The organism is Hyphobacterium sp. CCMP332, from assembly GCA_014323545.1.
In the GTDB taxonomy this organism is placed as follows: Bacteria; Bacteroidota; Bacteroidia; order Cytophagales; family CCMP332; genus CCMP332.
In genome coordinates this window covers 1,792,607-1,814,181 of the sequence record CP058647.1, presented here as the reverse complement: position 1 = coordinate 1,814,181, position 21,575 = coordinate 1,792,607, and the positions used below count along the sequence as shown (strand labels likewise).

General features: G+C 39.2%; 22 protein-coding genes. 13 read left to right on the top strand and 9 right to left on the bottom strand.

The window, feature by feature from the left end; all coding sequences use genetic code 11:
* The first annotated feature begins 25 nt into the window (after positions 1 to 25).
* Genes HZR84_08005 through HZR84_07985 form a run of 5 tightly spaced genes read left to right on the top strand, consistent with a single transcriptional unit; the run spans position 26 to position 8,046 of the window.
* Entirely contained in the window at positions 26 to 1,489 is a 1,464-nt protein-coding gene (locus HZR84_08005; GenBank protein QNL21882.1) for a hypothetical protein, read from the top strand.
* Positions 1,490 to 1,517: 28 nt separating this feature from the next.
* Positions 1,518 to 4,346, top strand: a complete 2,829-nt coding sequence (locus tag HZR84_08000) for a TonB-dependent receptor (protein ID QNL21881.1) — start codon at positions 1,518 to 1,520, stop codon at positions 4,344 to 4,346.
* Positions 4,346 to 5,356 (top strand): PorV/PorQ family protein, encoded by a 1,011-nt coding sequence (locus HZR84_07995; GenBank protein ID QNL21880.1) that lies wholly within the window; start codon positions 4,346 to 4,348, stop codon positions 5,354 to 5,356. The genes HZR84_08000 and HZR84_07995 overlap by 1 nt, the downstream gene beginning before the upstream one ends.
* Positions 5,346 to 6,563: a hypothetical protein gene (locus tag HZR84_07990; GenBank protein ID QNL21879.1), complete on the top strand. Its 1,218-nt coding sequence runs from the start codon at positions 5,346 to 5,348 to the stop codon at positions 6,561 to 6,563. The genes HZR84_07995 and HZR84_07990 overlap by 11 nt, the downstream gene beginning before the upstream one ends.
* Before the next feature lie 37 nt (positions 6,564 to 6,600).
* Entirely contained in the window at positions 6,601 to 8,046 is a 1,446-nt protein-coding gene (locus HZR84_07985) for an aldehyde dehydrogenase (protein ID QNL21878.1), read from the top strand.
* A 28-nt stretch (positions 8,047 to 8,074) separates the two neighbouring features.
* On the opposite strand, the gene HZR84_07980 is transcribed toward HZR84_07985, so the two are convergent.
* Together HZR84_07980 and HZR84_07975 are read right to left on the bottom strand one after the other, a co-directional pair.
* Positions 8,075 to 8,926, bottom strand: coding sequence for a hypothetical protein (locus HZR84_07980; GenBank protein ID QNL21877.1), 852 nt, complete (start codon positions 8,924 to 8,926; stop codon positions 8,075 to 8,077).
* A gap of 137 nt (positions 8,927 to 9,063) precedes the next feature.
* A complete protein-coding gene (locus tag HZR84_07975; GenBank protein ID QNL21876.1) occupies positions 9,064 to 9,750 on the bottom strand; it encodes a hypothetical protein in 687 nt (228 codons plus the stop codon).
* Between the two features lie 96 nt (positions 9,751 to 9,846).
* On the opposite strand from HZR84_07975, the gene HZR84_07970 reads away from it, so the two are divergent.
* Genes HZR84_07970 through HZR84_07960 form a run of 3 tightly spaced genes read left to right on the top strand, consistent with a single transcriptional unit; the run spans position 9,847 to position 11,403 of the window.
* Positions 9,847 to 10,269, top strand: coding sequence for a rhodanese-like domain-containing protein (locus tag HZR84_07970; protein QNL23218.1), 423 nt, complete (start codon positions 9,847 to 9,849; stop codon positions 10,267 to 10,269).
* Positions 10,262 to 10,858, top strand: a complete 597-nt coding sequence (locus HZR84_07965; protein ID QNL21875.1) for a TIGR04282 family arsenosugar biosynthesis glycosyltransferase — start codon at positions 10,262 to 10,264, stop codon at positions 10,856 to 10,858. The genes HZR84_07970 and HZR84_07965 overlap by 8 nt, the downstream gene beginning before the upstream one ends.
* A 2-nt stretch (positions 10,859 to 10,860) precedes the next feature.
* A complete protein-coding gene (locus tag HZR84_07960; protein QNL21874.1) occupies positions 10,861 to 11,403 on the top strand; it encodes a hypothetical protein in 543 nt (180 codons plus the stop codon).
* On the opposite strand, the gene HZR84_07955 is transcribed toward HZR84_07960, so the two are convergent.
* The 4 genes from HZR84_07955 to HZR84_07940 all read right to left on the bottom strand — a co-directional run bounded on the left by HZR84_07955 (position 11,397) and on the right by HZR84_07940 (position 16,089).
* On the bottom strand, positions 11,397 to 12,539 hold the full coding sequence (locus HZR84_07955) for a cysteine desulfurase (protein QNL21873.1): 1,143 nt from the start codon (positions 12,537 to 12,539) through the stop codon (positions 11,397 to 11,399). The two genes, HZR84_07960 and HZR84_07955, sit on opposite strands and share 7 nt — an antisense overlap.
* Before the next feature lies 1 nt (position 12,540).
* Entirely contained in the window at positions 12,541 to 13,929 is a 1,389-nt protein-coding gene (glmM, locus tag HZR84_07950) for a phosphoglucosamine mutase (protein QNL21872.1), read from the bottom strand.
* A 47-nt stretch (positions 13,930 to 13,976) separates the two neighbouring features.
* A complete protein-coding gene (locus tag HZR84_07945) occupies positions 13,977 to 15,746 on the bottom strand; it encodes a T9SS type A sorting domain-containing protein (GenBank protein QNL21871.1) in 1,770 nt (589 codons plus the stop codon).
* Between the two features lie 115 nt (positions 15,747 to 15,861).
* Positions 15,862 to 16,089, bottom strand: coding sequence for a hypothetical protein (locus tag HZR84_07940; GenBank protein QNL21870.1), 228 nt, complete (start codon positions 16,087 to 16,089; stop codon positions 15,862 to 15,864).
* A 72-nt stretch (positions 16,090 to 16,161) separates the two neighbouring features.
* Between HZR84_07940 and mazG the strand changes: the two genes are divergently transcribed.
* Complete coding sequence (mazG, locus tag HZR84_07935; protein ID QNL21869.1) at positions 16,162 to 16,983, top strand: nucleoside triphosphate pyrophosphohydrolase; 822 nt, start codon at positions 16,162 to 16,164, stop codon at positions 16,981 to 16,983.
* On the opposite strand, the gene HZR84_07930 is transcribed toward mazG, so the two are convergent.
* Positions 16,978 to 17,277 (bottom strand): DUF721 domain-containing protein, encoded by a 300-nt coding sequence (locus HZR84_07930; protein QNL21868.1) that lies wholly within the window; start codon positions 17,275 to 17,277, stop codon positions 16,978 to 16,980. The genes mazG and HZR84_07930 overlap by 6 nt on opposite strands.
* Entirely contained in the window at positions 17,267 to 18,370 is a 1,104-nt protein-coding gene (gene recF, locus HZR84_07925) for a DNA replication and repair protein RecF (protein ID QNL21867.1), read from the bottom strand. The genes HZR84_07930 and recF overlap by 11 nt, the downstream gene beginning before the upstream one ends.
* Positions 18,371 to 18,433: 63 nt before the next feature.
* Between recF and pdhA the strand changes: the two genes are divergently transcribed.
* From pdhA to HZR84_07905, 4 genes are read left to right on the top strand one after another with little or no spacing between them, the layout of a single operon-like run.
* Positions 18,434 to 19,486, top strand: a complete 1,053-nt coding sequence (gene pdhA, locus HZR84_07920) for a pyruvate dehydrogenase (acetyl-transferring) E1 component subunit alpha (protein ID QNL21866.1) — start codon at positions 18,434 to 18,436, stop codon at positions 19,484 to 19,486.
* Between the two features lie 51 nt (positions 19,487 to 19,537).
* Positions 19,538 to 20,251, top strand: coding sequence for a tetratricopeptide repeat protein (locus HZR84_07915; protein QNL21865.1), 714 nt, complete (start codon positions 19,538 to 19,540; stop codon positions 20,249 to 20,251).
* Positions 20,251 to 20,727, top strand: coding sequence for a 6,7-dimethyl-8-ribityllumazine synthase (locus HZR84_07910; GenBank protein ID QNL21864.1), 477 nt, complete (start codon positions 20,251 to 20,253; stop codon positions 20,725 to 20,727). Before HZR84_07915 ends, HZR84_07910 begins: the two co-directional genes overlap by 1 nt.
* A 6-nt stretch (positions 20,728 to 20,733) precedes the next feature.
* Entirely contained in the window at positions 20,734 to 21,036 is a 303-nt protein-coding gene (locus HZR84_07905) for a divalent-cation tolerance protein CutA (GenBank protein ID QNL21863.1), read from the top strand.
* A 1-nt stretch (position 21,037) separates the two neighbouring features.
* Here the strand turns inward: HZR84_07905 and HZR84_07900 are convergent, their stop codons facing one another.
* The gene (locus tag HZR84_07900; protein QNL21862.1) at positions 21,038 to 21,490 is read right to left on the bottom strand and encodes a GNAT family N-acetyltransferase; all 453 of its coding nucleotides are present in this window, start codon (positions 21,488 to 21,490) and stop codon (positions 21,038 to 21,040) included.
* Positions 21,491 to 21,575: the final 85 nt, after the last annotated feature.

Genomic DNA, 21,575 nt, shown 5'->3' with positions numbered 1-21,575 from the left:
TGGGAAGGGGTTTTAATTAAGCTTGTTGAGAAAGCAATTTCACAAATATTTTCCTTGGTTGATTGTTCTGGCGTTGTCCTCATGCGATGAGGGTAGTCCCCTTCCAAAAACACCACCGGATACTTCCATCTTTATTAATAAGATAGATCTTGTTGGTCAGGATCGATTAACCAGTGTCGTGAGTTTAAATTGGCTCGGAACGGATAAAGACGGTTTTGTCAAGGAATATGAAATCTCTTTTGATGAAATCATTTGGTCGAGAACAACAAGCACAGATAGCACCTTTAATTTCACCATATCGGAAGGGTCCGATACAGCAAACATTGACTTCTTTGTGAGGGCAATCGACAATGACGGGCTCATTGACCCAAGTCCGGCCTACTTACAAATTCCAATCCGTAACACGGCTCCTGAAATACAATTTGATGAGGACTTTTTCCCTGTTGATACGAGCAATACGGTGTTTTCATTGATTTGGAATACGCTTGATCTCGACGGGGAAGAAACCATCGATTCGACTTTCATAAAAATAAACGAGGGGCCATGGTTTCCTATAGATGGACAAAAAAATGCCGCCCGTTTTATACCTGTAGATCCAACGGCTACCGGCGAGGTTGAAACCAGAATATTATTAAGCAGTACTATTTCACCTTCTTTTGTAATCAATTCTGAAAGCGAATTGAATACCACCATTTCCGGATTAAAATTAAATGATATCAACACAGTATACATACAAACAAGAGATAATGCCGGTTCTCTGAGTGATGTGGATACCACTAGCACTTTTTATTTGAAATCTAAAACATCTGACTTATTAATAATAGCTGCGCATTTTGATAAGTCTTTAAGGTCAACATACAATTCAATCATTAATGCATCCGGTAATCCGGCGGACTTTATTGATATATTAGATAATGAGGCCGGTTCAAATATTAGATTCTGGAATTTTAATTTTCCACTGCTTATAGATCTCTACCCTTCTCTTTTTTGGTATTCATCTGATGAAAACTTTTCTTCCGGTTCACCATTATTAGAAGTTGCCATTTCCGGGCTTCAGCCTTATTTAGACGATGGCGGCAAATTGATTATTTCGGCTTTTTTAACTGGTGATGCGGATCAAAGCTCACCCATATTTAATTTTGCACCGATCGATAGTATATCACCAAAAAATGGTGTGTCACAGGCAAGATATGTGAATGGATCTGTAGCAAGACCTCAATTGCCTGCTTATGACAGTTTGATATGCACAGCGAATATTGCCAATGCGGCCCCTTTTCACAATTCTTTAGGTAGCACGGCATTATTTTTATCCGAACCATTAAAATTGAATGGTTGGGATGGACCGGAAGTCATTGGTGCCAAAGTGGAAAACGGTTCAGGACAAACCAATTTTATTTTCTTTTCTATCGAATTGCACAAATTTAACGGCAACCCGCAGGGACTTCAAACCTTTTTTGAGACTGCATTAAATGAAGAATTTGACTGGTAGATTTTATATATCAATCCTACTCCTAATTATGAGCGTCTCTGCTTTTTCTCAGGGGAAATTGAAAGGCAAGATCATTGATTCCGGCAGCGGCGAAGCACTTATTGGCGCCAATGTCTTTGTGGTTGGAACTTACCAAGGGGCCGCAGCTGATTTCAACGGGGAATACACCATTGATCAGCTCAAACCCGGTGATTATACCATACGTGTAACTTATTTGGGTTACAATGAGAAGCAGTTCAACGGAATAAGAATCAAAAAAGGGCAAACGACTACACTCAATGTAAAACTGGAAGAGTTGGGTACAACTTTAGAAACGGTAGTTGTAGTGGGTGACAAAAATTTGGTTGATCTGGAGTCCGGAAAATCGCAAGTGAAGATTTCTGCCACGGAGATTCAGGAAATGAACGTCAGAAATGTTCAGGATGTAGTTGCCATGCAGGCGGGTGTTACCGAAACTCCCGATGGTATTCAGATTCGCGGGGGCAGAGTCTATGAAACGTCATACGTTGTCGAGGGTATATCTGCATCGGATCCTCTTTCGGGTACTGGTTTTGGAGTGGAAGTGGCCAGTTCCTCGATTAAGGACGTAGAATTGATAACCGGTGGAGGAAATGCAGAATTTGGAGGCTCTACTTCAGGAGTGATCTTGACCAGAATTCGAGAAGGGGGCAAAAAATATTCTGTGACCGGATCCTGGCAAAGGGATAATCTGGGTTTTAATGATACCACACAATGGAACACCGATATCGTGGATTTGGGGCTTAGCGGGCCAATTCCATTCACTTCAGGAAAAGCTACATTTTTTACCAGCGCCAATATGTTTATTACTGATAATTATTTTGGCCCTACAGCCGATCAATTGAACAGCTCGCTCTTTCAGAATAACAGTAGTGGCTTGGTTGAGGGCTCCAATAGATTATTTAATCGATCTGCTACAAATCAAACATTTTGGGCACCGCGACAGGCGAACAAATGGTCGCATACTTTAAAACTAAGTTACAAAATACAGAACAACACAAAACTCACCATTACAAATCAACACAGCATTAATGTCAATCAAAGTACCAGGTCCTTACAAATAGTGGGAAATGATGCCATCATCACACCGGGGTTTCAGTATTTCTTCAGTCGAGATTTAGACAATGCAAATACCTATACACACCGATCGAATTTAACAGCGCTTAACTTCTCTCATGTTTTTAAGGAACGATTGAGGGTAGAAACTTCTGTTGGACGATTATTTGTCAATCTTAGAGCCGATGCCAATGGAAGGCCATTCAGGGAAGAAACAGTCTCAGGAATTCTGGATGCTGAAAGCATTGTTTCAGACCCTATTAATCTCTTCAACCCGGCCGATAGTATTGTATTTGTACTTCCTGGTCCGGGATTAGCCAATAACAATGGAATTGCCAGCCTCTGGCACGATCATTATGTTCAGGAATACACCTTTAAAACCAAATTCAAATACATCTCCAAAAACAATACTCATTTTTACACTTTTGGCATCGAACATAAATTACAGGAATACCAGTGGATTGATGTTGAAGACCCTTGGGTAGGAGCCCCAATAAAAGTCAATGACACACTTACTACACCACTAATTTCTATAGGTTCTACAAGTGATGTTTGGGCAGTAAAACCACAGGAAGGTGGGATTTTTGCGGAGGATCAGATTAAATACAAAGGCCTGATTGCCACCTTTGGGGTACTATTTAAATATTGGGCACCGGGCAAATTTGTCGATGATGTAGTGGATGACCCGGAATCCCCTGTACTGGATCAAATCAGGCAGGACTATAAAGACAAAACAGTTCAGGTGGCCGGATTAAGGTGGAAAGCGCGTTTGTTGCCAAAACTCAATGTCTCCTTCCCTATTACAGAAAACAATGTACTTTATTTCAATTATGGGCATTCCATGCGTTTGGCGCATCCTCGGTTTATATATCAGGGACTGGATAAAGTATATCAAAATAGAAGTTTTCTTTCCAATCTCGGAAACCCCGATATCGATCCCGAGGTATCGGTGTCTTATGAACTGGGTTTAAAAACACAAATTACAAGGGATTTAGCCTTCACCGTAACGGCATTTTACAATGATCGATTTGACTATATTGTGTCAAGAAGAATTCAGGTTCGGGATCAAACCGGTCAATTTGTGGAAAAGCAATTCTATATAAATCAGGACTATGCCCGAATCAGAGGTGTAGAACTGGGCTATAATCAACGAATTGGAAAATGGTTCAGGACCAATGCTTCATTTGCTTATCAAATTGCTACAGGGAAATCCAATACAGCGGCAGAATCAGAGTTACAAATCAATACTCAGGGTTTTGTCAATGCAACGGAAGAAAACTATCTCGCCTGGGACAGACCCTTTGAGTTTAAAGCGGGAATTCTTTTCAAACCCGATACCACCTTTAGAATCGGCAAAGTCAATTTTAACAATTTCAAAGTTTATTTAAGCGCCAACTGGAAATCAGGTCTTCGCTACACCCCTTATGTACAAACCGGTGTAGCACCAAATGGAAGGCCTCAATACGAGAGAGTAGTTGATGCTCCATTTGAAGAAGTAGGTGAAAATTGGTTTTGGCTCGATTTGAGAATTTCAAGAGATTTTCCAATTTCTGCCAGGAGTTCAGTCTCGCTTAGTTTTGAAGTAAAGAATCTATTAAATAACCTTAACTCTCAAATTATCAACCCGGTAACAGGAAGGGCCTATGAATTTGGAGATCCGCTTCCAATAAGTGACAGAGATCCATTATATCCGGATCCTGAAAACAATTCACAACCGCCATTTAATCCGGCCAGGTGGAGACAACCAAGACAGATACTTGCAGGTTTAAGCTTTAATTTTTAATGAGAAAGTTATTCATCATATCGCTTATATCAATTGTCGCTGTTGCTGAGTTACAAGCGCAGCTTATTCCTAATTTGGGTGGCCAAAGAACGGGCATATCTTCACTCACATTTTTGAAAAATAACATGAGTCCCCGCTCTATAGCCATGGGAGGTTTTCATGTTGGCATTGAAGGGGATGCTTACTCGCTCTATACCAATCCGGCTTCAATGACTGATGTTAAAAATCTTAGCCTTGCAAGCTCCAATCAATTTATCATACAAGGTTTAAATCAAAGTTATTTCAGTGCAATTCTACCAACCGAAAACGGCGGTGCCTGGGGAATGCAAGTGACCGCACAGACTTCCGAAAAAATGGAAAGAAGAACCGAGTTTCAACCCGGTGGTACGGGAGAGTATTTTTACGCAAGCAGTATTGCTGCAGGTGCGGCATATGGAAAAACGTTGTCCGATAAATTCAGTTTTGGAATTCAAATAAAATACATTCAGGAAAGGCTTGCAGAATACATAGATCACAGCGCAGCCATAGATCTGGGTTTTCTCTATCGCACAGATTTTAAAGCCCTGCAGTTTGCCATTTTACTACAAAATTTCGGAACAAACAGCAGTTTATCCGGTGATTTTCTTGAGTTGGATTTTAACAGAAGCAATTATGACCTCAGCAGTAATTCTCCGGCAACGGTGTTTAAACTGGGAATGAGCATGCGGCCCTTAGAAAAGGGAGATCATGTTCTTATTACCGGAATACAACTTAACCACCCCAATGATAATGCAGAAAATATTCGTCTGGGGCTGGAATACATGTACAGGGAGTTTTTGTTTTTGCGAGGTGGTTATAAACTTAATGTATTGGGCCAAACTTTACCGAGTTTCGGAGCAGGCCTTAAAACAAGAATAGGAAAACACCCCTTGCGAATCGATTATGCAATAAATCCTACAAATTTTCTTGGTATACAACACTCCGCAGGAATAAGCTTTACTTTAAATAATACCGGAAGAGATGAAGAATAACTGGATCAATATTATCTTACTATTGACCATTGGACTGGGGATTAGCGCATGCCAGGACTTTTTTGGTAAAAAGACAGGTCTCGATTTTCTCGGGGAGCCCGATTTTCAAATCCGCCCCGTGGCCTATGTGCCCATCTTGCCGACTATTGAAGGATTTGGCAATCCAACCGATATTATTGCAGGCTTTGATCAACTTATTTACGTGGTGGATTCTTCGAGTTCAGAAGTCATTGCCTATGATTTCAGTTTGGTTGAAGTTGGAAGAAGAGTGATTCCGGGCGCCAAAGCCATAGCTCAGGGTAGGGATTTAACACTATTTGTTTTGGGTATTAAGGATACCACTGTGTCCGATGTTGATTACAGGCTTGACGCTATATATAAGCTAAATACCAATCCCAATCAGGACGTGTCTTATGAAGGCTTAGAGGACGCAGTTATAGAAAAAGTGATCGTACACCCTTTTTATTTGACTTCAAGTCTTGGAAAAGGCAAAGACCTCCTGGAGCAGGTTAAATTTAACGATATCACCATAATGGCCAATGGGGAGTATTATGTCACAAGAAATGGCCCAATTAACGATTTAAATCAATTCGGTGGTCCTGATGATGCCGTTCTAATATTCAATCGCGATGATCGTTTTGTTTCCGGAATCAATGTATCGACCACGGTTTCTGGTAATCGATCGGATTTTTTCAAAAAACCTTTCGGAATAACCAATTCTAATCAACCCCCTCAAAGAATTCAAGAGGTGCAGAATTATGATTTTATTTTTAGCTCCAATGATCCGAATACCGTTCTTAAAACTCAGATTATTGATTTTATAGCCACTGAAAACGAGTTGGGATACATAGGCTTAAATTTACCGGTTGGAGATACCAGCAGGGCTGATGGTTTTTTATACACTCCTGACCGTTTTGCAAATCCAAAACGCCCTGTAATAACCGGCGACGGCACCAATTATCTTATCATTCCGGATGCCATTAAGGACTCTGTATATCTTTTTACCCTGACCGGTCTTGAAGGAGTACAGGCTCCGCCGGGATCATCTTCAAATAAAAACATAAATGTTTCTTTTGGCGGCTCCGGTTCGGGTTTATCAGAATTTAACCGACCCACGGCTGTCGCTTATATTGATAAAATTCTCTTTGTGGCAGATGCCGGTAACGGGAGAATTCTGCGATTCAAATTGACAACCGATTTTGATTAAAATGCTTTTTGTAATTTAAACCGCTAAACAGGGTTTAATGGAAAAGTTATACAATTATATTGGTGGAAAATTAGTAGCGCCCAAAAGCCAAAACTACCTCGACAATGTTGACCCGGCTACTGGGACCGTTTATGCTCAAATTCCCGATTCTGACTCAGAAGATGTAGAGCTTGCCTATCAGGCGGCAGAAAAAGCGTTTCCCAAATGGAGCCAAACATCCATTAAAGATCGTTCAGAAATACTACTTAATATTTCAAGGCTAATCGATGAAAACCTGGAAGGTCTTGCCGTGGCAGAATCCATTGATAATGGCAAGCCAATAAATCTTGCAAAAAGAGTTGATATACCAAGAGCCAGCAGCAATTTTCATTTTTTTGCCACGGCCATTTTGCACGATTCTTCCTTATCTCATTATATGGAAGAGCAGCCTGCAGTCAATTATACCCTCAGAAGACCCCTGGGTGTAGTTGCCTGTATTTCTCCATGGAATTTGCCGCTCTATCTATTTACATGGAAAATAGCACCTGCATTGGCAAGTGGTAATTGTGTTATCGCCAAACCTTCAGAAATCACACCGATGACGGCCTTTTTGCTTTCTGATATTTGTATAAAAGCAGGGCTTCCTCCCGGAGTGTTAAATATAATTTACGGTCTGGGCCCAAAAGTAGGACAGGCCCTGTCAGAGCATAAGGGTATAAAAGCCATTTCATTTACAGGAGGCACAAAAACCGGTGAGCAAATAGCAAAAACGGCTGCGCCGATGTTTAAAAAATTATCGCTTGAATTAGGAGGTAAAAATCCAAATATCATATTTGAGGATTGTGACTTTGACAAAGCTCTTTCTACAAGCATGCTTTCTTCATTTGCCAATCAGGGACAAATTTGCCTTTGCGGATCAAGGGTATTTATTCAGAAGGGCATTTACGAGAAATTCAAAACAGAATTGATCAAAAAAACAAAAGCTTTGCGAATTGGAGATCCCCAGGAAGAGGATGTGCAAATCGGCGCAATCGTTTCAAAAGGTCATATGGAGAAAATTCTTTCATATATAGATTTGGCACAAAAAGAGGGTGGAAAAATTCTTTGTGGTGGTAAACAAATAAAACTCCCAGGTCGATGTGAAAATGGTTATTTTATTGAACCAACCATTATTGAGAACCTTCCGGTTGCATGCCGCACCAATCTGGAAGAAATATTCGGACCGGTAATTACAATTACTCCATTTGAAAGCGAAGATGAAGTAATTTCATATGCCAATATCACAGAATACGGCCTCGCAGCCAGTATTTGGACAAGCAATCTGGATAAAGCACACAGGGTGGCCCATGCTGTACAAAGTGGTGTAATCTGGATTAATACCTGGCTTTTGAGGGACTTGAGAACCCCTTTTGGTGGAATGAAAAATTCTGGTGTTGGACGTGAAGGTGGCTTTGAAGCACTTCGGTTTTTTACCGAGGCTAAGAATATTTGTATTAAGTTATAAAAAAAGGCCTCTTTCGAGGCCCTTGATATTATTGGCTGCTGTCTTCCGACATCTTCGTTCTCGATTTTGTATGTGTCGGATGAATGCGATGAGCTCTTTTTCCTTTATGGCCGCAGTAAGAGCAGCTGTAATATTTGTATGCTTTTCCTTCTCTTGAAGCCGTTGGCTTTTTAACCAATTCTTCTTTTACTAGCTGATAAGTTTGGTAGCCACAACTCGGGCATTTTTCCGAATGAAGATAACCGTCGTATTTTTCAATTTTCACCTCACCAGATGCTTTGCTGATCCAAACGTCGTAGTCTACTGAAAATGCATTCTCTTCAGCCTGCATACCTTCGTCGAGATAATCATCTTCTTCATCTTCTGAAAGTAATGTCATTTCATGTCCGTTGCTGTCATAGCGAGGTTGATATCTCAGTTTTTTTAGTCTCTTTTCCACCATAGTAGGGTAGTAAAACTGGAAGGTAAACTTTAGGGCGAAGATCAACATCCCTGAGAAGATCACTGCAACACCTACCTGCGCTGTGTAATAAACCCAGATAAATTTACCGCCTAATACAGTAGCGGTCATATAAACACAAAAGGCCAGAACTATTAAATCTGCTGTCCACATGTACAACCTCTTTTGTGAATTATTGATATAGTCATATTTTTCTTTGGGTTCGCTTTTTATAACTTTTTCTACTATAGTGAATAGAAATAAAGCAGCCGCTATGGCCAGAATTCCCAGGGCAACATATTTGCCATTATCCAACCACGAGTCAAGCATTTCATTTCCTGAACGGTTTGTCAGAATTCTTGATGCTTGTCCGTATACTAAATTCGAAGAGAGACCCATAACCAGAGTCATCAGAATTAGATTTTTAATCTTAGCCATCATACCGTAGTAATTAATAAGTAGTTCGTTTCAATTTTCCTTTAAAGCCATTTACAGAATTCAGGTATCTGCACTCTAGCACACAATATAAACATAATCAAATCAAAGTCAAAGTAAGTCATTTTCTTATTTAAATATGACTATTTGAAGAATAAATAGTCAGAATTTACTTTTCTAAGTGTTTTTACTGATTCTCCCTTAGAAATTTCAAGCTCAATCGGCCATTTTTTACTTAGTACATCATCGCAAGGAAACCAGGGCCGGTCTAAAGGAACTGTAATAAAAAGACATTTTTCATGCCCTATTGCCGCAAATTTTTCCATGTCTCCCCAATACAAATTAAAACTGAGTTCGTCTTTTAATTTGCTGTACATTTTTGAAATATTTTCCGTTGCAATGCCTATCTCGCTAATTTCTAATATACTTTGTGCATCAAATTTTTCTTTGCTTTGGTTTTTAAGGTTGTGCCTTGCAATAAATTCGAGTATGTTTCCCGACGGATCTTTAAAATAGACCGAATGGGCATTCCAATTTGGGAAATCAACGATTTCTTTTTCTTCAAATGCAATTATATCCACATACCTTCTGATCCAATTGGCCGAATCCAATACCTGGTTTTCAGGAATATTGAAAGCAAAGTGATAATTACAGTTCTCATTCCAATCTTCAAATATTAAATGGCTCTTACCGCATTTTATCTCAAATCTTTCAGGATTTTTGGAAATACATTCGAATCCCAACTGTTCTGCATAAAAATGATATTGCTCAGACAAATGAGCCGTTTTTAATGTTATAGTTTTGAAAGTGTAATTTTGTCCATTTTGCATTAGAGCTAAATTATGAGATTTTTTAAGACCTTATTATTATTTCTTTTTCTTATTCATCATTCTTGCGCCCAGGTAAAAGATGAATCTTTTAATATAATGCTGAATACATTGCTTTCAAATTCAGTTGAGCAAATTGATGTTGAAGTGCTGAGCAAGAAAATAGACAAGGAGGATCTGATTATTCTCGACGCCCGCGAAAAAAATGAATTTGAAGTCAGCCACATTCAAGGTGCAAAATACGTTGGTTATGATAATTTCAGAAAGAGCGCCATTATGGACATGGATAAGGACAAAGAAGTGATCGTTTATTGTTCTGTGGGCTATAGGAGTGAAAAAATTGGTGAAAAACTGGAAAAGATGGGTTTCCAAAATGTAAAAAACCTCAGAGGTGGGATTTTCGAATGGAAAAACAAAGGCTTCCCTGTTGTCAATAATCAAGGCGACAGCACTAATAAGGTTCATGCTTTTAACAAAAACTGGGGTATTTGGTTACAAAACGGAGAAAAAATTTATGACTGATTCCGCATTAATTGTTTTTCTCCGAAAACCGGAAATATCTAAAGTAAAAACCAGGCTCGCCCGGAAAATTGGCGATGAAAAAGCAATGGCCATTTATAATATACTTGTTGAAAAAACATATCAGGAAAGTAAAAACCTTAATGTAGATGTATTGCCATTTTACACTCCGGAAATTCCAGATTCAATTCCCTGGATTAATGCAAATTCGCAAATTCAAAAAGGCGATGACTTGGGTGAATGCATGCGAAATGCCTTTGAATATGTTTTTGCACAAGGTTATAAAAAAGCTGTAATTATCGGCAGCGATTGCTTTTCCTTAAGACATGATATTCTTGAAAAAGCTTTTGAAGAATTAAATGAAAATGATTTTATCATTGGTCCATCTGAAGATGGTGGCTATTATCTTCTGGGAATGAAAGAAAACAATCCCGATATTTTTGAAAACATAGCATGGAGCAGGGAGGATGTATACGCGAAAACCATTGAAAAAATAAAAGGTCAGAAAGTTAAAATCCTTGACAAACTAAATGATATCGATACTTTTGAAGACCTTCAGAAAGAACCTGCGCTCCTTAATCGGGTTATATAGTAATGAGAGTATTCTACTTAATTGCTACGATTGTTCTTCTTACTTCATGCAATCCTGATAAGAACAGAATCGTAAATAGAAATGAACCAAAGTTCAAAACCACAGATGCCAGTCGCTTATTTTTTAAAAATGTCCGATTGCTATATTATGATCTGGAAGAAAAAAATGAGGGGAAAATACAGGTATTAAAACTGGGACGGCGCATTGAAGATAGTACTGAGGCAATAATCAATGTTTATATCATCAATAACTGGTTTCAGGATCGCGCTTACCCAATGATATCACTTTCTCCGTATTTTAATGATATCGATACACTTAATATAGAAATGCTTAAAGAAGATGGAAGTACAGAATTGCTAGAATTTAACAAGACCAGCAGCATGAATGAGCAGTTTTACTTTGCCTCTGCTATTTATGAAGGCTTGTTAAGAAAATACAGTTTCAAACTTTTGAACGAGGACAAAGCATTATTTACTAACTCTGATCAAAGAGAAGCCTTCAGAATTACAATGGTTGATTTCTACAGACTCGTCGGTATTTATTGAGTGACCGGTGCGTAAATTTCCGCCAGTTTTTCAACCGCATAATCCACCTCTTCCACTGTATTGAATTTAGAGAAAGAAAACCGGACCGCCCCACGGTTGGGATTGGCACCTATGGCGGTTAATACATGCGAGCCCAAATTTGAACCGCTGGTACAGGCGCTGCCTGCAGAACAGGATATTCCCGCAAGATCCAGATTAAAAAGCAACATATCGTTATCATCCGATTCGGGCAGACATACATTCAATACGGTATACAAACTGTTCCTCTCATCCTCCGGATTGCCATTAAATTCAATTTCCGGAATGTTCTCTTTTAGTTTTTTCATCATCCTCGACTTCAATCCCTGTACATGTGCCTGATGTCTTTCGATATCGGCGCATGCCAATTCCAGGGCCTTAATCATTCCCATGATTCCTGCAATGTTTTCTGTCCCCCCACGCATGTTTCTTTCCTGGGAGCCTCCCTGAATAAATGGTGAAATTTTTAAATCCTTATTGACGTATAAAAATCCCACTCCTTTTGGGCCATGAAATTTATGGGCAGAACCAACCATGAAATCCATGCCTATTTTATGGACATCTTTTAAATAATGCCCCATTGTTTGAACCGTATCCGTATGAAAATAACAATTATGTTCTTTAGACAATTGCGCAATGGCTTCAATTGGATTTAAATTTCCAATTTCGTTATTGGCGTGCATCAGCGATATCAATGAACCCGGATTTTGCGCGACAAGATTTGTCAAATGCTCAAAGTCAATGTTGCCATTTCGGTCCACATTTACTTTTGATAACTTAACATTTCCAAGCTTTTCTTCATTTTCCAGCGTATGCAAAACGGCATGATGTTCTATCGGAGAGGTGATTGCGTGTTTGATGTTTTTAGAGCGTATGGTACAACAGATGGCCGTATTATCGGCTTCGGTTCCACCTGAAGTAAAAAAGACTTCAGAAGGCGAGGCATTGATAAGATTAGCTAAACGCTTTCTTCCCTTTTCAAGGGCTGACTTTGCCATTCTTCCATGTGCATGGGTTGAAGATGGGTTTCCGTAAATCTCCCTTAAATAGGGCATCATCGCTTCTATGACTTGCGGGTCGATTGGAGTGGTTGCGGCATTGTCTAAATATACTTTCATCTTATAAAGATTTACTCAATTCTCTTATCTCCTTCATAATACTCTCGGCGAGTTTTTCGGCCTTTTCAATCGTATTTGATTCTGCATAAATTCGAATAATCGGTTCTGTATTTGACTTTCTCAAATGGATCCATTCATTTTCGAAATCTATTTTGACACCATCAATAGTACTGACTTTTTGATCCGAATACTTATTTTTTACGGCCTTCAGAATTTCATCAACATTTAAATCCGCTGTGAGTTCAATTTTATTTTTTGATATCACATAATTCGGATAAGATGCTCTCAATGCACTTACCGGCTTATCAAATTTAGCCAAATGTGTTAAAAAAAGAGCAATACCTACCAAGGCATCCCTGCCGTAATGCAGTTCGGGATAGATAATCCCGCCATTTCCTTCACCACCGATTATAGCCTTTGTTTCTTTCATCATTTCAACCACATTTACCTCTCCTACGGCTGAAGCAGCATAAGATTGCCCATGTTTTTCAGTAATATCGCGCAAGGCACGAGTTGACGACATGTTGGAAACCGTATTTCCCGGCGTATTCTGCAAAATATAATCCGAAACTGCCACCAGGGTGTATTCTTCTCCAAAAGGAGAGCCATCTTCGCAAATAAGTGCCAGTCTATCCACATCAGGGTCAACAACAATTCCCAAATCGTAATTGCCTTTTTGCATTGTTTCTGAAATCTCTTTTAGGTTTTCAGGCAATGGCTCAGGATTGTGCGCAAAAAACCCAGTCGGTTGACAATTAATTTCTTTTATCACTTCAAGGCCTAATGCATTTAATAATCTTGGAATCGCAATTCCCCCGGAAGAGTTAACGGAATCTACGACAATCTTGAAATTCCTTGAAGCAATGAGTGCTTTATCGACCAAAGGTAAATCAAGGATTTGCGCAATGTGTTTATCAACATAATCAGGCAGATATGTGAAAGAACCAAGCTCCATTACATCGGCATAATCAAAATCTGCTCTTTCTGCTATTTGCAAAACCTTTTCCCCAAGCTGGCCTGAAATGAACTCCCCTTTCCCATTTAATAGTTTGAGCGCATTCCATTGCACAGGGTTATGGCTTGCTGTAATAATTATCCCTCCGTCGGCTTTTTCATTGGCGACCGCCATTTCCACAGTTGGCGTAGTGGAAATCCCAAGATCGATCACATTTAAGCCCAAACCGGTCAAAGTAGAAGCCACTATGCTGGATACCATATCGCCGGAAGGACGTGCATCTCTGCCAATAATGATGGTTTTTGCGTTTTCTTCTCTTTTTAAGATTGTGCCAAATGCAGAAGTAAAAAGTACAATATCGATTGGAGTCAGGTTTTCGGATGGTTTACCGCCAATGGTTCCGCGTATTCCTGAAATGGATTTTATAAGTGCCAAATGTCAAATTTTTGGCAAAAATATAAATTTAGAAGATCATCGCTAAGCTATCGCTGAATTAAGAATTTTCCTCTTTGGTTTTGGCATTGATAGAAATACAGCCCATCCTTCAACCCTGCGGTATTAACTGTATTCTGCTCCGTGCTTATTAATTTTGATCTAACTTTTCTACCCTGAATGTCAACTATTTCAAAAGCGGTATTCTCTGATAATACAGAAATGGTTAAGACATCATTTGCAGGATTTGGATACACTTCAATTGTGGTCTTGTAGTGATCCTCAATTGAATTTGGATAGACAAAATTCAAGGTTAAATAAGCCGTATCGGGTGGATAATTGGGTTGTTGATCAATATAAGCAACGCGATAAGTAATATCCGAATTGATGCTACTGGCATCGAAAATTCCGTTGCTAATAAGTCCTGAATTGTCTAAATCAAGCCAGGTACCCCCGGGATTAGGACTTCCTCCCAGGTAGCTGTATAAAGCTAAATTACCCAATGTAGGTGTGATTGGAATGCTCACGTTGCCGCCGCTTCCTGCATTGGAATAGCTGTTAAAGCGGATGTAAAAATCCAATGTGTCAAAAGCCGATTCATAGCATTTATTATCCATGGCAACTAAAACAACTTTGCTGGGGTAGCTTAAAAAACTATCGGGCTGAAAACACAAAGCTGTAATAAATGTGTCTTGTCCTTGAAGTATCGCACTGCTCTGTACAAAATTGTAATCGCTTTCATCATAGTCGCTTTGCCTAACAATCAAACTGATATCAGCAATGTCATCCTGGTCGGTAACTTCCACCTGAACACATACCGGTGATCCGCTAAATTCCAGAGTATCTCCATTCCATGAGGCCAAACTTTGTGTTTGTACACTTAAATCGGGCGGGTTATTGGGAGTAAGTACTGAATCTGAAACGAAATAGACAAAATCTCTGAAAGTACTTCCGATCAATTGCCCGTTTCTAAATTCCTGACTCCAAATTCCTACGATCACATATCCGGGTGAGTTTTCATCGGCATATAAATTTGCCATTCCGCTTAGGGGGTCAATTTGAAATCGGTTAGAGGATGGATTGGTTCCCATTCCGTGTATTTGATCGTCTATGGAATAACCAATTGCCCAATTTACCGGAGCAACCTGTGTACTTGGATCGGGATAGGGCGAAGAAATGGGGTTGACTGTACCAGCACTTACCGTATTTCCACCGAATGGCGTATATAAATGATAGGCAATTGAGTCGCCATCGGGATCAAAGCCCCCATAAAAATTATAAAAAGGATGCTGATTTACGATAACTTCATTAACAGGGTCATTCAAGACAGGACTGCTGTTAATAATCTGATTTCCCGAACCATCTACAACAGGTGGAAAAAGCAATAGCCCCGAAGAACCGCTTGAAGTTGGGTTTTGAATATTGTGAATCCCTCCGGATCGGCAGCAATTATTATATTGAAATAAATAGCCTCCGGCATGATTATAAGTGCTTGCCGATAAATTTATCTGGCTTGTATACACATTCATATCGTAATCGTAAAGTGTGGGCGGGCAGCCTACATTTGAGCTGGGACTGGTATAAGATGTGTCTTTTGAAAGATTGAAGGATTGAATAAATGTAGCTCCCTGTCTTTGATAGGATGAAACCGAAATTGATTGTGGTGCCGGAATTGCCTGCGGATCTGTGTATAAAACTACTTTTAGTTCGTAATCAAAATTTTGCAGATGTGAAATTTGAATATGTGTAGTTATTAAATGGCTTGCTCTTAACTGCGTTGCCAATACGGCAACAAATAGTACGTAAAAAACTCTTTTCATACTTGAAGAAATAATTCAGTATTCAAAGATATCCAAGATATTGCAGTTTTAAAGCGAATGTGTATTAAGCCTGCTTTGGGGCTAATAAGCGGGCAAACATAGAAATAAGTGGATATTAGAATTTAGACAAAACCTTATCTACTTCGTTTTGAGGGTTTTCATCAGTTTCGCAAGCGCCGACAGGTTTGCCACAATAGCCACAGGTTGTCCCTTCTTTGTTTAAATAAGGATTTTGAGAAGCACAGGTACCTTTGAATTCGCCGTTTTTAAGAAGTATAAGTCTTACTGACATTCCTATAAAGAATAGTGCAATTAATCCTATGGCAAAAAGTACTGTGGTCATTCTATTTTATAATTTTATGCAAATCTAATATTTGTTTGTAGAACTACAGCAGTACTAACATAGTTTCAAAATATGCCGCCAATTCAGAATATTCCAAAACCCGATACAAGAAGAGAACAAAAATTAAAAGCTTTTGACAGGCTCCTGAGCATTATGGATGAGTTGAGAGAAAATTGTCCCTGGGATAAAAAGCAAACGCTCGAAAGTTTGAGACATGTCTCTATTGAAGAAGTGTATGAGTTGGGCGACAGCATTTTGGACAATGACCTTGATGCAGTTGAAGGCGAGCTGGGTGATTTGATGCTACACATCGTTTTCTATGCGAGAATCGGAAGTGAAAAAAATGCATTTGATATAGAAAGCATACTGAATAAAATTTCTGATAAATTAATAAAGCGACATCCGCATATTTATGGAAATGTTAAAGCCGATGATGAAGCGGCCGTAAAAGCCAATTGGGAGGAAATTAAATTAAAGGAAAAGGGAAATAAAGGCGTACTCGCCGGAGTACCTTCCAGTTTGCCGGCCATGGTTAAAGCACATAGAATTCAGGATAAAGCCAGAGGTGTTGGTTTTGACTGGGAAGAACGCAAACAGGTTTGGGAAAAGGTGGAAGAAGAAATGCAGGAATTTAAAAATGAGTTTAATGCCGAAGAGAGCGATTCATTCGACCGTGAAAGAGCAGAAGGCGAGTTTGGCGACCTCTTATTTTCGCTGATCAATTACGCGCGATTTATTGATATCAACCCAGAAGATGCATTGGAAAAAACCAATAAGAAATTTATAAAGCGTTTTAATCATCTTGAAAAAGAAAGCAAGAAACTAGGCAAAGCATTAAAGGATATGACACTTTCGGAAATGGATGCCATCTGGAACGAAGCCAAAAAATTATAGTATCACGACTTCGGCAATGTATTCTTTTCCAATTGCCTTATTGAGTTTTTCGCGAATATTACTGCGGTTCATATGAAGCTGGTGTTTCAAGGCGGCAGAATCAATTTGCACCATTAACTTTTGATCACGGAAAAAGAAATTACTGGTTCTTTTGGCTACGGTTTGTCCCATTACACCGGTCCAGAGTGTTTTTATTTCGCTGAGGTTATAGGATTCGCGCAATGCGTATTTATCCAAAAACTCATCAATGGATTCCTTAACACTATGAACTTTACCTCTTTCCCTATCTGACATTTTTTACCTCGCCATTTTCAATTTCGAAGATACGAATATCGGCATTTGATTTATTAAATATCTCGATACTTCTTTCCGGATGTGCGTCGCTTACAAAAATCTGTATGAAATCCTGTTTTGAGATGATGGACATGAGTCTTTCCATTCTTCCTGAATCCAGTTTGTCAAAGATATCATCGAGTAAGAGTATTGGTGAATAGTTAAAATGATTTTTGAAAACGATAAATTGTATAAGCTTTAATGCCAATACCGTTGATTTTTGCTGACCTTGAGATGCGTATTTCTTAACCTGTTTCCCATCTATAAAAAATTCATAGTCATCTTTATGGATTCCTACATTGGTTCTTTGAAATATCAAATCGCGTTCAAGGCTATTTTTAAATTTATCTCTAAAATCTTTCTCCCCGGCTTTTGATTCATACACCCATTGTAACTTTTCTTTTTTATCGCTTAAAATCGAATAGAAATTTTGAAAATCTTTTTCATGGCTTTTTATCAATTCCGATCTGCCCCTATTGATGAATTGATTTAAGGGGATCAGTTGTTCATCGTATATTTCCAGAAGTGAAAATGATTTGCTCTTTTTTTCTGCCATCTGTTTAAGCAATGCATTTCTCTGTCTTAGAATTTTCTGATATTCTGACAATGCCTTTAAGTAATCGGGCTTAATCGTTGAAATCATCGAATCAAAAAAGCGTCTTCGCCCCTCGCTTCCCTGTCGGATAATATCGGTATCATTAGGTGAAATAAGAACCAGAGGCATTTTGCCAATGTGATGGCTAAGTTTTTCGTATTCGTTATCATTCCAAAAGACCTGCTTCTTTTCCTTTTGTTTTAATCTGATTTCTATTTTTTCCTCTTTCACTTTTATCAAATCTGCGAGCAATCGCATGTAGTGCTGATCTTTTCGAATCAAATCCTGGTCGATATAGTTAAAAGCGCTCTTGGTCATAGAAAGCATGTGGATGGCATCGAGCAAATTGGTTTTACCGCTGCCGTTTGGCCCTACCACACAATTGATCCCTTTTACAAATTCCATCTCTGTGGTATTGTAGTTCTTAAAGTTTTCGAGGATGAGTGTTTTAAGGTGCATTTCTATTGTTATTCTTTCATTTTACCTAATTTCGCTATCCGGAATTAATTGAATACACATTTTATGGCCAAGGCTAAGACGTCTACAAAAAAAAGTTCCAGTACTTCCAGTAAAAAATCCAGTGCAAAAAAAGGATTCTCCAAAGAAACCCAATTATTCTGGTACGAAAGAATGCAATTGATCAGAGTTTTCGAACAAAAATCAGGTCAGCTGTACGGACAACAAAAAATCAGAGGCTTTTGTCATTTATATATTGGCCAGGAAGCCAGTGCCGTTGGTGCAGCCACAGCATTGGACAAAGAGGATAAATGGATTACCGCATATCGCGATCACGGCCACCCCTTGGCATTGGGTACAGATCCTAATGCTGTGATGGCGGAATTGTTCGGAAAAGCCACCGGATGCACCAAAGGAAAAGGCGGATCCATGCACATGTTTGACAAAGAAGTCAATTTCATGGGAGGTCACGGAATCGTTGGGGCTCAAGTTCCACTGGGTGCGGGAATTGGTTTTGCCGAGAAATACAAAAAGACAAAAAATCTTTGCATTTGCTTTATGGGAGACGGTGCCGTTCGTCAGGGTGCTTTTCACGAGGCATTTAATATGGCAATGACCTGGAAGCTTCCTGTAATTTTTGTGGTGGAAAACAACGGTTATGCCATGGGCACCTCGGTTGCACGGACTTCAAATGTTACGAATTTATATCAATTGGGAAGTGCATATGATATGCCTTCTTTTCCGGTAGATGCGATGAAGGTTGATGAAGTACACAATGCTACCTCGGAAGCAGCTGAAAGAGCTAGAAAAGGCGATGGCCCAACATTTTTGGAATTCAGGACTTACAGATACAAGGGTCATTCCATGTCGGATCCGGCAAAATACAGAACTCGCGATGAAGTGGAAGAATACAAAAAACAGGATCCGATTTCTTATGTAAAAGATTTCATTTTAAAAGAGAAAACAGCAACAGAAGAAGACCTTAAGAAGATCGATAAAAAAATAAAAGATATAGTGGATGAGGCGGTTAAATTTGCCGATGAATCCCCATGGCCCGAGGCGGAAGAAGCATATAAAGGAATATATGCTGAAGAAGACTATCCCTTTATTATCGAATAGCTTAAAATCATAAAACAATTTTTTTAACTTTGCGGCCTTAAAATCAGGAAGATGGCAAAAAATACGCGTAAAGAGCAGAATGAGGATCTTTTGGAAAACCCGGAAAAGGTGACTTCAGAAAAGATTAACAAAGCTGAAGCGTTCATAGAGAATAATAGAAAGCTTGTAACCTATATAGGTGGAGTAATTGGAGCTTTAATTTTAATAGGCTGGTTTGCTTATGGTTATTACGAAGACCAAAGCAATGAGGCTCAGGTTGAAATGTTTCCGGCTCAGTTCTATTTTGATAAAGATTCCTTCAATCTCGCCTTAAATGGCGATGGGGCGAGTCTTGGTTTTTTAGATATTGCCAATGAATACAGTTGGACCGAAGCTGGAAACCTTGCTAATTTTTATGCAGGTGTTTGCTATATGAAATTGGGGCAATACGAAGATGCCATCGAATACCTGAGTGCGTTTAGTGCCAATGATTGGGTTTTACAGGCCAGAGCATTCAGCCTAATTGCTGATGCAAACATGGAACTGGAACTTCCCGGTGAAGCTATATCGCATTACAAAAAAGCCGTGAATTATGAGCCCAATAAATCCTTTACACCAACATACATGATGAAACTCGCCCTTGCCTATGAAACCATGGGTGACTGGTCAAATGCTGCGGAGGTTTATGAAGAGCTGATCTCTACTTACCCGAATGCGAGTCAAATACAGGATGCTAAAAGATTTAAAGCCAGGGCTGAAACCGAAGCGCAAAGACAAGCATCATAATGTCTAGTGCAGACAAAAACCTAAATCTTCACAAAGACAGAAACCTCGAAAACATAAGCGGTAAAAAGCTTGCCATTGTGGTTTCTGAGTGGAATTCTGAAATTACTGAAGCGCTTCTTGAAGGCTGTAAAAAAGCTCTTACTGAAAACGGAGCCAGGGAATCTGAACTGATAGTGAAATACGTGCCCGGAAGTTTCGAACTGACCCATGGTTCGAACATTATGGCTGCCTATGATGATATAGATGCTGTCATTTGTCTTGGATGCATCATTCAGGGCGAAACAAAACATTTTGATTTTATAAGTATGGCTGTTGCCCATGGAGCCACTTATGTTTCTGTCAAACATAACAAACCCGTTGTTTTTGGCGTATTGACTACAAATGACCAGAAACAAGCACTTGAGCGTGCGGGCGGGAAACATGGCAATAAAGGTTATGAAGCCGGTATTACTGCCGTTAAAATGCTTAATTTCTGAATAATCATGAAAGTAGTTTACATTACTTTCCCAAATAAGAAATCAGCTAAAGCAATGGCGAGGCTATTATTGAAAGGAAAGCTGATTGCCTGCGCAAATATTTACGCTATAGATAGCTTGTATACCTGGAAAGGCGAGATCGCGGACGAATCCGAATTCGTGCTTTGGGCTAAAACAAATAAGGATAATTTAAAAGATATAGAAAGTCTGGTTCAGTCCAATCATCAATATGAAGTTCCATGCATTGTGAATTTTGATGTAGAAGCCAATTCAGCATATGCCAATTGGGTGACTCAGGCATTGAAATAGCCTATTCGTATTTGAGCCATTCGTACATGCGGTAATGTTCGCCATTCATCCCGAGAGATTCATATACATTTTGAGCTTTGGAATTGCTTTTTTCCACATACAGTCGCAAACCCATCAGCGATTCATTGACAATCACCTTATTTTTTAAGTATTCATAAATAAGTCGAAAAATTCCCTTTCTCCGATGCTCCGGTATTACATAAACAGAGTGAATCCACAAGACGGTTCCGTTTCTCCAGTCGCTCCATTCCGGTACGGTTAAAGTACAGGCTATGGTTTTTTTGTTTTCTGTCACAACATAATACTGGCCTTTGCTGGGATCATCGAAAAGACTTTCAACGCCTTTTCTTACGGTTCCGTGATTCAAAATCAGGTCCTCTGTTTCTCTGGCCATGACTACCTGAAAATCAACGATATCTTCGATATGGGATCGTTCTGCCTGATGAATATTCATGAGACTAATTTGATTTGGAAACTTTAAATATACGAATATGTTGTTCTCCTAAAATCACTCTTTAATCTTAATATTTCTGGCCAAT